A 12401-nucleotide genomic window follows, 5' to 3' on the forward strand; every position below is an offset into this window, starting at 1 on the left:
CGCCAGGTCGAGCGGAAGCCGAGCGTAAGCGTCGATCCCGCCCTGGGCTTGACCCGGCACACCGAAGAGCTTGGCGTACTGGACGGGCCGGACGGTGTGCAGCAGCCTGAGGAACAGACGCTCTGCGTCGGGCCACTCCAGGTCGCCGACGGGCAGCACCTGCGCCCTGGTGTCGATGGGCGGCGCCGGCAGTGGACCTTCGGGAGCAGACCACAAGAGCGCCTGGGTATGGTCTGCGCCGCCGGCCTCATGGGTCGCCATCATCGTCCAATTCCCTTGCTGCCCGTGTCCGCTCCTGTAGCCAGACTAAAGAACCTGCAGACCTGGTGCGCGCCGCTCAGACAATGCTTCACCGCGAGCACGACCGTATGGGGGGTCTCCCGACGGTGTGCCGGGGCCCCTGCGCCATCAGCGCCGGCGCTTATGGCAGGAGGCCGATCAGACAGCCCGGCGCCGCTGCCACCGAGCCTGTCTGTTCGCACGGTCGTCTCTCACGTGGCTGGGGGGGAGCAGGCTCCCGTTTTCATGCGGTGTGTCGTTGAGCAGGTCGCGGTGCGGAATCGACCCACTCGGGCAGATCCACCCGGGCTTCGTCGTCGAGCACTGCGTGCCGCAAACCGTCGCGCACCTCGGACAGGGCCCCGGGGGTGAGCCGCTTTCCCGCCCGCTCCCGCACGGCGGTCAGGGTGGCGCGGTACCAGTGCGGCTGCGCCTGGGCCGGCTCGTCCGGGATCATGGCCGAGGGCAGGTCCAGAAACCGCTGGGCGATCCAGATCAGGTCGCCCTGGGTGAGCATCTGGGCCACTGCCTGCCCGTCGAAGACATCCAGGGCCACCTGGTAGGAGTCCCGCGCATGTCCTTGCAGCCGATGGCGCATCGCCACCGGGATTTCGTACGCAGCAAAGAAGGCAACCCTGGCGACTCCTCCGCCGGCCTCTCTCCCAGCGGCTCCCCACCCTCCCCCAAGCAAGATCAACTTCCCGCCTTAGGAGCCCAATCCCAAGCCATTATCCGTACAGTTGAGACACACCCGTCACCATGAAATGCAACATCTCAACTGTGCTCATAGAAAATGAGGTTGGGCCGTATGTGTGGCTGACCCGCCCTGATGGGATGTATGGGATCCCGAGGCCCCTCCACGACAAGCCTGTGATCTGGGATGCCGCATCCCTACCAAGAATGTCTCAACCGCACGAATAACCGACATCCGCCCTGCTCCACTTCAGCACTCCCCGGGACGCGGCGACGATCGCGGCGTTCCTGCGCACCCGCGTGTACCGGCCGGAGAGCTTGGTGTGGCTGGAGGGCTACCAGGCCCTCATCCGCTGGCGCGCCGAGAACGAGATCACCGGCCTGTACGCCGTCCCATACGACACCGAGACGACAGTGGGCGTCACCAAGGACTTCCCGCTGGGCAGGTGGGTGCACCAGCAGCGCAAGGCACTGCGGGCGGGTGAGCTGGAGCCGCGCCGCAAGGAGCTGCTCGACTTGCCGGAGGCCGGAATGGTGTGGGAGCCCGGCGAGGAAGCCTGGGAGAGCAAGCTCGCCGCGCTGCGCTCCTACCACCGGGCCACGGGGCACCTCGCCCCGCGTCAGGACGCGGTCTGGGACAATCCGGCCGGCAACGGGCCTGTGCCGGTCGGGCAGCACATGGCCAACCTCCGGCGCAAAGGCCAGAAGAACGGCCTGGGCAAGGACCCGAAGCGGGCGGAGCAGCGTGCGGCGCAGCTCACCGCGATCGACCCCGACTGGGACTGTCCGTGGCCCCTGGACTGGCAACGCCACTTCCGCGTCCTCGCCGACCTCGTCGACGCCGACGGCCACCTGCCCGACATCGCACCCGGCGTACTCATGGACGGCGACGACATCGGCCGGTGGCTCCAGCGGCAGAAACAGCCGGCCACTTGGGCGCAGCTGTCGAACGAGCAGCAGGAGCGGCTGTCCAGGCTAGGCATCAAGCCGCTTCAGGCGCCGTCGCCGGCCCAGGCGGCGGGGCGTGCGGCGAAGGGTCCGAGCAAGGCGCAGCAGGCATTCCAGCGCGGCCTTGCGGCCCTCGCACAGTGGGTCGAGCGAGAAGGCGCCCACCGGCCCGTGCCGAGGGGGCACAGGGAACAGATCACGGTCGACGGCGAGACGGAGCCAGTGGTCGTCAAGCTGGGCGTGTGGGTATCGAACACCCGCGCGAGGTGCGACAAGCTCACTGGGGAGCAACGCGCCGCACTGCGGGAACTGGGCATGCAGTGGGCGTGAGCACGTCTGCTGGCCATCGGAATGCGGTCCTGGCCATGTCCTGTCAGGGGTTGGGGCCCGCGTCTCCTCAGCCGGGGGCCGAGGCTCCTCCCTCAACCCACGAGCAATCCTCGATTCTGGCAGAGTGAACCACGTGCCCGACTATGACCTGACACGCCTTGGAACTCGCGCCTTTGAGCAGCTCGTGGTTGCTCTGGCTCGTCGAGACATCGGACCGGGGGTGCAGGTTTTCGGTGACGGACGCGACGGCGGCCGTGAGGCAACGTTCGAAGGCACGATCAACTGGTCCAGCACATCGGCCGGGGGCGCGGACCGCTTGGACTGCTGGTCGGGGTACACCGTCCTGCAGGCCAAATTCCATGTGAAGCCCGGGCAGACCCCACACGACAACGCTCTGTGGTTGCAGGCGCAGATCAAGAACGAGATCGACGGTTGGATCAGAGCTGCGCAAGCGAGCACCCGCTCTCGTCTTCCCGATTATTTGATCTTTGTCACCAACGTCGACCTGTCCGCTGTTGCCAAGGTTGGCGGGATTGACAAAGTGAACCAGGCCGTGAGGAAACGGCTGACTGAGATGGAGACCACCCGTAGCGGCCTGCGGGTCAAAGACTTTGCGATCTGGCATGGGGACCAGATCCGCTCGATGCTGGATGCCAACCAGGAAGTTCGCTACGCCTTTCCCGCTCTTCTGACGGCCGGTGACGTTCTGGCGAAACTGGCCCCCGACTGGGTCAGCCTGGGGACCTTCGATGCACAGGACCCGTTGCGCGAGCAGCTCCTTCATGCGATCAAGGACGACCGCTGGATCCGGCTGAGTCAGTCAGGCGGTCCGGGTGAGGCGAAGCTCTGGCTCGACGACATCGCGATTGACCTGCCCGCAACTCTCGGCAGTCCCGACGGCGACCTGACCGTCCGAGCCGTTCAGCGTGTGCTGGAGCTTGGCGACATGGTGTTGCGTCAGCGCCAACCAGACCGCATCAAGCGATCCAACGTTGTGCTCGTCGGCGGCCCGGGACAGGGCAAGTCCACCCTCAGCCAACTCATCGCGCAGGCCTACCGGGTGGCACTACTCACGGGCGCCAGTCCGGGGCCTTCAGTCCAGGAAGTCATCGACGGCACACGCTCGGCTCTCGCCCGACTCGGACTGTCAGTCCCCAGCAACCGTCGCTGGCCGACACGTATCGACCTCGCCAAGTATGCCGAGGAGCTGGCCAGCGGCGCCGAGGTTTCCCTGCTGCGATGGATCTCCACACGGCTGTCCGAACGCACCGACCGGAATATCTCTCCCAGCGCGCTCCGTGGGTGGCTCCGAGCATGGCCGTGGGCTCTGATCCTCGATGGCCTTGATGAAGTTCCCTCGGTTGACGCTCGCCGTCTCATCTACAGCAAGATCGACGACCTGCTCACCAGTGCCGAGGACCTCGACGCCGATCTCCTCATCGTGGTCACCACCCGCCCCACCGGCTACGACGAGCGCTTCCCCGCAGACCGCTTCGAACACCTGCAGTTGCAGCGACTCCCTGCCGGTGAGGCAGCAGCCTTCGCTCAGCAGATCACCGACAAGCGTTTCACCGACGATGACGAGATGCGGATCAAGGTGGCCGCACGCATGCGAGACGCTGCTCGTGACCCGGTGACGATCCGCCTGATGGAGACACCGCTACAGGTGACGATCATGTCGTTCATCGTGGAAAAATTCCCCACGCTGCCCCCTGACCGGTTCACGCTGTTCGACATGTACTACCGGACGATGTTCGATCGGGAAGTCGCCAAAGACATCCCCATCGCACGGTTCCTTTCCCAGCACCGCACCCAAATCGACCGTCTCCACGAGCACGTCGGTCTCATCCTCCAAGCCGCCTCCGAAACCGCGGACGGAGCCGAAGCAACGATCAGCCCTCATGGTCTCCACGACATTGCCCTGCAGCGCCTGTTGGACCGCGGATTCACACCCGCCGACGCTGAAACCCATGCCGGAGCCCTAGTCGAAGCCGCCACCCACCGGCTCGTCCTACTTGGTCCCCGGGACAACGGAGTCGGCTTCGACATCCGCACCCTCCAAGAGCTGATGGCCGCGCGCGCCATCGCCGAAGGCGATGACGCTGTCGTGATGTCCCGGCTACGACTGATCGCCCACCACCCCCACTGGCGCAACACCTGGCTGCTCGCCGCTGGCGAGCTCCTCCTACGTTCCGAACGCTTCGAAAAGAGAATCCTCGACCTACTCAAACAACTCGACTCCGATCCCCACCGGCTGAACGCCCGCTACCCCGCCGCGCCAGCACTCGCCGCGGATGTCCTCGATGACAACCTCGCCGCTAAACGGCCCCGCTTCGAACGAGGTCTCATCGAACGGCTGCTCAGCGTCCTGGACCGCCCACCGGTCGTTGACGTACCGCGCCTCGCCACAACACTCCTGCGCATCGCCAGCACAGACACCTACCGTCGGCTCGTCTACGACCGCATCAGCTCCGCTGCGTCAGCCGGAGCCGCACGCCGAGCCGCTGCCGCCCTTGTGCTGGAAGAGATGGCCATGGAGGTTCCCTCTCACGACGCACGGCTCACCAGCATGCTCAATGCCTACCGCGCGCTGGCGATTCCTGAGACTGAGGTGCAGGCGATAGGTGCCTGGCAGGGTATGTCAACACGCAGCATTCCCCTTGAGGGCGCCGATGGTACGGAAGCCCATTTCCGTGTGCTGGGTCACGTCACTCTCTTCTATGGTCCAGACCCGAAGACCGTCTCGTTGCCTGCCTACCTCGAGGAACTCGTGGAACCTGTCGGCCTCAGCGACAAGGATCTACAAGTCCTACGAAGCGGCCTCGCGACGCTGTCGGACTCTCGCTACTGTCTCTCCGGCCCTCCGCCTGGAACCGCCATTCCTGTCGTCCTACACAGCGGACCGGCGGAACCTCTTGTGCAGGCCCTTCAGAACGAGGATGTCGCAGCCTCACTCGACCTCGCCCTCAGCGCTTTGCCATCCACGCACTGGACTATCGAAGCCATGCTCGGTGCCACCTTCAAACCCAGCCAGAACCGGCAACCTGTCGGACCCACACTCCTGCTCGCCATCGCCGAGGACCACACCACAGACAACTACTACGCCGACTGATCCGCCTTTCAAGGCAGTAGCGACAGCGCGTCATCAACCCGGTACTTCAACGGCCCCGGTCGCCGTGGTCCTGAAGCTAGGCATGCAGTCTTCGAGTCCCTTTCTCCACTCGGGCAGCCCCGCATCTGGTGCGGAGTCCGAGCAAGGCGCAGCAGGCCGGCCCGGGGGTCGGGACACCCCATCCCGGCTCCCGTAGCCGACGTCGGCCGGTGCTGTCCCGAAGACGCTGGAACTGGCGGGCGAGGGCGAGCGGTGTGGGAGGACTGAAGTCACGGGCTGCAGGATGCCGGCCTGTCGACTGGCCGCATGGGGAGGCGCACGTGGGGCATATCGAGCAAGGGCTGGGGCAGGCGCTGCGCACCCGGCCCGTTCCCTTGAGCACCGAGGCTCGCCTGCGGTTTCTGCTGGCAACGCATCGGTATTCCACCCAGAAGGTGGCCGCGGTCCTTGGGGTGTCGCAGCGCACCGTGCAGAGGTGGGTGACAAAGAAGCCCGGAGCGCGTCGCCCGCCAGGCCCGCTGCATCTGCGGGCGATTGAGGAAGCAGTCCTGGCTCGGTGGCAGCCTCGAATACGAGCTCGCCGGCGCGCCCAGGCCGAAGCGGAGGGCTTCGTCTTCCACACCAGGGCGCGATTCGGGTTCGCTGCTGCGGCCGGTTCCTCGGACGACCCGCGGGTGCGGTGGATCACCCAGTACCTGCCGGGAGAGGTAGCCCGGGAGTTGTTCGCCGCCCGGGACGCCGGCGCGGGTGAGCAGCAGCAGATGGTGATCCTCGCCCGCGCGCTGGGGCATGCCTACTTCCGCGATGGGGGTCGCCGCGCCCACGGCCTGCACATCGCCTTCAGCGACCTCGAGTTCGCCGACTTCTCGATCGGATGAGCGTGCCCTGTTCGGACGCGTCAGGGGCCTTCAGCGCCGCGAGTGCCTGGTGCGTACGGCCAGCATCGCTTCGTACCTGTTGGCTTCCTGCCGCTCGCGCCAGTCCCACTCCACACGGCCGGCCGGGCCTTGGCGGCGGGCCACAGGCGGCTGGGACGGGCGCAGCCTGGCCGTCTCAGCCACGCGCAGCAGGAGGGCACGGCCTCCTGGCGTGGCGAACAATTCGTGGTCCTCGCCGGATACGAGCCGGGCGAAGCAGGCCGCGGCCCGCAGGAAGACACCCGCCCAGGGCGGTACGGGGTAGGCGGCGCAGCCGTCGGTGTAGCGGGCGCGGTCGTGCAGGGCGAGTGTGGCCGCAGCGTCGTCGTAGTCGCGAGGGCGTGCGGTAGCAAGTTGCTGGAGGGACGCACCGGTGATCAGTGCAGCGGCAACGGTCGCGGCCAGGCGAGGGTGCGCGGTCACCCCATGAAGCCGATGAGCGACTTGCTGGGCAGCGTACAGGGTGAGAGGTGTGGGCGGTGGGCGGTGCCGCCAGACGATCGGCGGCGGCGTGCACGGGGCGGCGCATGGGCTGGGACTGTCGTAGGAGACGAGGCGGTCGAGTGCAGGCAGGGTGAGCCATCGGCTGCTTGGCCGGCCCGGTTGGTCTGCAGGCAGGGGCACGGGGGCGGTCGCGCCGTAGTAGTGGCGGCGGGCGGTTTGAAAGTCGGTAGTGATGATGTGGTCGGCCGCTTGCAGGGCTTGGTGCAGGGCGGTGGGCAGGTGGGGCCGGTGGCAGACCAAGATCAGGTGGATACCGGTGAGCGTGCGCAGTTGCAGGAGGCGCATCGCGCGGCGGGCGGTGAGGCGGTGGGCGCGCAGGACGATCAGCCGGGTGACGGGAAGAGCAGTGATCCAGGCCGTGGCGGCTTCCCATGCTGGCTGACGGCCACCAGGAAAACGGCCTGGAAGCAGGGGCGGCTTTTCCAGGGCGGCGAGAAGGTCGTGGGCGAGGCCGGTTTCGCTGGTGGTGCCCGGGCCGGGGTGCAGGGTGATCCGGCCGGACGGCGGATGGTGGGCGGCCAGGGCGGTGTGCGTGTGAATCACGTCGTCATGGCGGTCGATGACCACGGTGACGGGCGGTGGCGCGGCGAGCGGCATGGCGGCGTGGTGGTCAGGCGAGGCGGCTGAAGGCCCAGCGCAGCAGCTCTTGGTCGACGCGTGGGCGGCCGGTGCGGGCCAGTGCGGTGCGGGTGTGGGCGGTCAGCTGGGCCCAGGCGCGGAAGTTGCCGTGTGCGGCGTGGCTGTCGGCGAAGGTGATGTCGTCGGGGTCGGCGTCGGCCCAGATGGGGTGGAACAGGGGGATGGCTTCGAGGACTTCGCTGGGGGTGAGGCGGGTGAAGTGCTGCCAGATGAAGATCCGGGAGGACAGCATCGGCTCGCGGCGCAGCACGGTGTGGCAGCCCTCCCCGCCGACGAAGATGATCGCCAGCTGGGTGGCCGGTTCGTCCCACAGATAGCGGAAATATTCGAACGCCTCCCCGTTGAGCCACTGGGCCTCATCCACCAGGAAGGTACGAGGGCGTTCAGCCAGAGCGGTCTTCAGTAGACGGTCGAATTCACTGGGGTGGCGCGGCGGTTCACCGGCCAAGTCGAGCGCGGTGAACAACTCGTAGCGCACCGCGCGGGCGGTGGGCCGGGCACGGAAGGTGATCTTGCGGACGTCCTCGTGCGGTTCGAGTCCGCGCAGGCAGGTGTTGACGGCGAGGGTCTTGCCGAAGCCGGCCCCGCCGTGGATGCACATCATGGCCCGCGCGGCGACCGTGTCGGCGATGTTCTCCCGGGCGGTGAGCAAGGCGCGGGTGGTGACCACAGAGGCATCGGGCAGGTCGACGTACTGGTAGGTGGCCGCGGTCACGAGGCGTCTCCGTCTTCATCGGTGGTGAGAGGTGTAGCCCTCCCGTCGCGGCCGTCCGGGACGGAAGCGCCACCACGGCCGGACGGGTGCAGGATGGGCGGGCCTGGCGTGGTCAGCGCGGCTAGGGAAGCAGGGGTGCGCCAATCGGCCGGGGGCGCGGCGGGCGGGATGAGGTCCGGCATCGCGAGCTGCGCGAGGTCGGCGTCGGCGGTCTGGGCGAGTTCGGCCTCGGCCTGCGCGGTGGTCAGCACGCCAAGCCGCTGAAGTGCCGCGGGCTGGTTCACGGCGGCGTAGCGCTCGCGCTGCGAGGCCTCCAAGTCCTTCTTCAGACGGCGAGCACGGGCGGCCCGTGTTCGCCGTACGGCGCTGATCTGTTCGTCGGTGGCCTGGTCGGCTAGGTCCGCGGGGCCCAGGTAGCGGCCGGTGGCGGCGTGGTAGATCTCGATGCGGTGGTCGTGGTGGGGCATGAAGCGGATGCGGACCTGGATCCCGGCCTGGCCGGTCATCCACGGCCCCACGTAGTCGCGTTTCCGGAAGCGGATGCCGCGGGTGGTCAGCGTGCGGGTGCCGGCGTCCTCCAAGGTGAACGTCCACAGATCCGCGGCCGGCACGTCCCGCAGCGGGGTGGGATCGTCCTGCCACGCCTGAAGCGGGGTCTTGCCCCGCAACGGCGCGGGACGGTGCTCGGTGTTCCACCAGAGCGTCCAGGCCAGAAGCTGGGTGGTGAAGTCCTCGAAGCCCAACAGCACTTCGTCCTTCGGACGGGAGGAGCGTTTGCCTGGGCGCGGCTGGCGGGCGTAGCCGGGCAGCGAGGCCAGGAACATGCTCTCCACCGCCCGGTTCAGGCCCTCCACGGTGCCCTTGAGGTGGGGGGTGTAGGCGGGCAGGTCCTCCACGGTGACGTCCAGGAGATCGAACGCTGCGGTCACCGTCCGGGACAGGAAGTCCTTGCCACGGTCGACGCGTACCTTCTCGGGCACGCCGCCGAACGGACCGTAGGGGTCCTCACGCAGAACCGCGGAGCGCAGCGCGGCCAGCACCGACTCCCGCGACGGATCCCCCGGCGTGACCGCGACACCAGTGACCGCGTTCGTCGCGCAGTCAGTGAACCAGGTGATCCACGGCCTGCGAGCCTTGCCCTCGACATCGACCAGCACCGGCGCCTGCATGTGGTCCGTCTCCCACACCTGATTGCGCCAACCCCGCGGCCGGGCCAGGAACACATCATGCTTGCGCGCCGCCCGCTCCCCACCCGCGAGCCCCGCCCGCTCCCCCGGCGCCAGATCACGGCGAATCGCCCGGTGCAGCGTCGTCAGCGACGGTGCGTTGGCAGGCGGAGACTGCCTAGCAGCACGCAGGACCAGTTCGCGGTGGACCGCCCGCACGTTCCCCTTCCACAACGCCAACAGCCCACGGACCTCGGGCGTGACCGTGAACCTTGCATCGCCCCGGGAGCGTGCGCCGGGGTTAGCGGCCGCGGTCTCATCCCTCTGAGCGGCGGCCAGCCAGCGCCACACCGTGCGCTCCGACACTCCTAACGCGTCCGCGGCCACCCGTACATGGACTGCTGTCAGCTTCTTCCCTGCCCGTAGTGCGAGCAGCCGCCGCACGGCCGGACCGCGCAGTGCCGTCCTCGACGCCGCAGGCAGTCCGCCGTCTGGGCGGATGGCGTCGCCGTCCTTCATGTCAGCTCCCCTCACGCGGGTGGGACGTCGTGTGCTTGCCGGTGGCCGGGAGCATGCGATCGCCCTCCCGTTGCTTGCAGGAGCGCTCCGTTCACAGTGGCGGCGCGACCCGCTGGAACAGCCGCCTCAGCAAGGCCCGGTCGATGGATGCATCAGCAATGGTGAGCAGCGCGTTCTGCAGGTGCGCAGTCAAAGCGGCCCACGTGCGGAACGTGCCGTGCGCGCACGACCGGTCGATCCACGTCAGATCCGCAGCCGGTACGGTGCGCCACAGCGGATGGAAGCCGGTCACCACGGTCGCCACTTCCGCTCCGGTCAAGCGTGGAACCTCCTGCCACGCCACCACCCGCGATGCCAGCTGCGGCAGCCCGGACAGCGCCCGCTCGCTGCCCGCCCCGCACAGCACCAGCGTGACCCGGGTGCCGGGGTGGTCCCACAGGCTCTGCAGGTACTCCAGGCACGGCACGGGCAGGCGCTGTGCCTCGTCGACCACCAGCACCCGCGCCTCACCCAAGGCCCCCGTGACCGCGGCGTCGGCCAGCGCCGACGTGTGCGGGAAACGGCCCGCCAGCCCCAGCGCGTCGAATACCGCCCGCCTCATGCCAGCCACCGACGGGCGCACCGGCACCGGCACCCACGTCACCTTCCAGCCCGGGGGCACTTCGTGGAGCGCCATCCGCACGGCCGCGGTCTTGCCCCGGCCCGGATCGCCGAACACACACACCGCACCCTGGGACGCCATCGCCTGCCCGACCGCCTCGGCCACCGCCCGCACCCACGACGTCCGCACCAGCTGCGCTCCCGCCGGCAACGCCACACCCGCCAGCGCACCGCTCTGCCCCACCGGCAAGCCGCTGGTCGCCTCTGGCCCGAGACGCGGTGGCGCAGACGTCTTCACCGCGCCGCCCCCCTGCGGCCCGGCCAGGGCGAGGTCAGCCAGTGCCTGCCGCGTTTGCTGCTCATCCCGCTCCCGCCGCACCACCGCGCGGTCCGGCAGGACCCTGCCAGCCTCCAAGTCCCGGCGCACCACCCGGTGCAACGACGCCAGCGAGGGCACCTCGCCCCCGGCCGCCTTCAGATGCCGGTGCAGCGCCGCCACATTCCCGCCCGCCTGCGCCAGCACCTCCCACATCTGGTCGGGCAACTCCAGCCGGGCCCGCGGCCTGCGCTCCATGCGGCCCTCCGTCCGCGCCGCATCCAGCCAGCGCCACACCGTGCGCACATTCACCCCGCCGACCTGGGCGCCCGCCCGCACATGCGCCGTCGTCAACGCCCCGGCCGCATCCAGCTCCAGCAGCCGCGCAACCAGCACCGGCCTGGACACCCTCAACCCCGCCGTGACCTCACCCCACGCGCCCGGCTCCCCCACCCCACACCCTTCCGCCCGCGGACACCGTTACCGGCCACCGTGCCGCCGCGCAGCCCCCGGAAGGATCAGAAGTGCCGTTCTCAAAACAGTGGAGCGGAACGAGGTGTACCGCCCCATGACAGCCACGCCGCTACAGAAACCGCCCCATGACAGTGACCACGCCCTTCCTCAGCACCCGACCATCGAAAACACCCACCTCTGATGCGCCGTCACTGACACCCACCCACTGACACCAAACCGGCACATCGCAATCAGACCCGGCTCGGACACATGCACATCGTTGATCGCTTCCATGACCGGCACGACGCACCCGGCCCGGACCGGGTTCTCGCCCGGGGCCGAATTCACCCGAGCGAGACCCCGGAGGAGGAGGGTGTAGAGCGGGCGGGACAGAGGGTGAGGCCGGCGGCTGCAGCACGGTGCTGGTAGGCGCGCTGTCCGGGGGTGCCGCGACTGGCCGGCAGCAAGACCGTGGTGGGTCTTGCTCGCGCCCTTGGAGCCGAAGACGAGGACCGCCTGGCCGTCACGGATGGTGGCGGAGGCATGCAGGAGCGTCCAGGCGTCGCGCAGCAGGGACGCACTGATCATCTCCCGGGCGATCCGTGCGGCGGCCAGCGCCAGTGGCTGCGCAGTGCAGCGGAGAGGGTGACGGGCCGCCGAGCTGCTCGGAGCGGTGGGCGAGTCCTTCTTCCGGGCAGATGCCAGGGCTGGTGCCGGCGCTGGCCCGGGCGAGCAGCAGTCGGGCCTTGGCGTAGGTGACCTCGTCATGGGGGCAGGAGCGCACCAGCGCGGCGAGGCCCGTGATGCCTTCTCATCGATGCCGGTGACCAGCGGCCCGGAGCAGACGCCGCTCGCGGGCGAGTCGGAGGCGTTCCACCAGGATCCGAAGTACCGGCGGGCCCAGTCGGTGACGAAGGCGATGTTGCTGAGCACGGTCAGGCTCGCGTCCGCGGCCTGCAGCCAGGCCGCGGTGGGGGTACCCACGTCGTCTAGCGTTGGCCGCCGCCCTATCCATCCGCACGTCGTCACCGGCGGCAGGATTGTTGGTGAAGGCGGCCCGCGACGATGAGGTGTGACAGTCGGTCGGGTCCTCCACACGGCGTGCTTCGGGCCGCACGGGCTGCGGCATGTCCTCGGGATCGGCGACCAGAGCCACCACCTGCTCCCGCGTGCGGGAGGCGATCAGCAGTCGCTCGCAGAGGCCGTAGCC

At 68.8% G+C, this 12401-nt stretch carries 9 protein-coding genes and 1 pseudogene; 4 read left to right on the forward strand and 6 right to left on the reverse strand.

The annotated features are described in order from the left end of the window. Positions 1-264, reverse strand: a 264-nt coding sequence (locus G3I53_RS13850; RefSeq protein ID WP_164438304.1) for a hypothetical protein, incomplete at its 3' end; no start/stop codon positions are given. 259 nt (positions 265-523) lie between these two features. Next, the gene (locus G3I53_RS13855) at positions 524-883 is read right to left on the reverse strand and encodes a hypothetical protein (protein WP_164334191.1); all 360 of its coding nucleotides are present in this window, start codon (positions 881-883) and stop codon (positions 524-526) included. A gap of 323 nt (positions 884-1206) precedes the next feature. Between G3I53_RS13855 and G3I53_RS13860 the strand changes: the two are divergent. The 3 genes and pseudogenes from G3I53_RS13860 to G3I53_RS13870 form a co-directional block, all read left to right on the forward strand. Further along, a pseudogene (locus G3I53_RS13860) lies at positions 1207-2250 on the forward strand (helicase associated domain-containing protein); the annotation flags it as partial. A gap of 133 nt (positions 2251-2383) precedes the next feature. After that, the gene (locus G3I53_RS13865; protein WP_164334470.1) at positions 2384-5362 is read left to right on the forward strand and encodes a hypothetical protein; all 2979 of its coding nucleotides are present in this window, start codon (positions 2384-2386) and stop codon (positions 5360-5362) included. Between the two features lie 320 nt (positions 5363-5682). Continuing rightward, positions 5683-6240: a helix-turn-helix domain-containing protein gene (locus tag G3I53_RS13870; protein ID WP_164334469.1), complete on the forward strand. Its 558-nt coding sequence runs from the start codon at positions 5683-5685 to the stop codon at positions 6238-6240. 30 nt (positions 6241-6270) lie between these two features. Here G3I53_RS13870 and G3I53_RS13875 read toward each other — a convergent pair whose 3' ends face one another. From G3I53_RS13875 to G3I53_RS13890, 4 genes are all read right to left on the reverse strand, one after another. Beyond that, complete coding sequence (locus G3I53_RS13875) at positions 6271-7380, reverse strand: hypothetical protein (RefSeq protein ID WP_203591903.1); 1110 nt, start codon at positions 7378-7380, stop codon at positions 6271-6273. Positions 7381-7393: 13 nt separating this feature from the next. Then, the gene (locus G3I53_RS13880; protein WP_343239708.1) at positions 7394-8137 is read right to left on the reverse strand and encodes an ATP-binding protein; all 744 of its coding nucleotides are present in this window, start codon (positions 8135-8137) and stop codon (positions 7394-7396) included. Further along, positions 8134-9822 carry a Mu transposase C-terminal domain-containing protein gene (locus tag G3I53_RS13885; RefSeq protein WP_164334468.1) on the reverse strand — a complete coding sequence of 563 codons (1689 nt, stop codon included), beginning with the start codon at positions 9820-9822 and terminating at the stop codon, positions 8134-8136. Before G3I53_RS13885 ends, G3I53_RS13880 begins: the two co-directional genes overlap by 4 nt. Positions 9823-9913: 91 nt before the next feature. Beyond that, on the reverse strand, positions 9914-11134 hold the full coding sequence (locus G3I53_RS13890) for an ATP-binding protein (RefSeq protein WP_343239709.1): 1221 nt from the start codon (positions 11132-11134) through the stop codon (positions 9914-9916). A gap of 730 nt (positions 11135-11864) precedes the next feature. Between G3I53_RS13890 and G3I53_RS13895 the strand changes: the two genes are divergently transcribed. Then, positions 11865-12260, forward strand: a complete 396-nt coding sequence (locus G3I53_RS13895) for a hypothetical protein (RefSeq protein ID WP_164334466.1) — start codon at positions 11865-11867, stop codon at positions 12258-12260. The last annotated feature ends 141 nt before the right edge of the window (positions 12261-12401 follow it).

This window comes from Streptomyces sp. SID14436 (assembly GCF_010548465.1).
Lineage (GTDB): Bacteria > Actinomycetota > Actinomycetes > Streptomycetales > Streptomycetaceae > Streptomyces.

What these genes read in the sequence shown, in the direction of transcription:
- G3I53_RS13885 (WP_164334468.1), bottom strand. Translation starts at nt 9,822, where the DNA reads ATGAAGGACGGCGACGCCATCCGCCCAGACGGCGGACTGCCTGCGGCG.
- G3I53_RS13875 (WP_203591903.1), bottom strand. Translation starts at nt 7,380, where the DNA reads ATGCCGCTCGCCGCGCCACCGCCCGTCACCGTGGTCATCGACCGCCAT.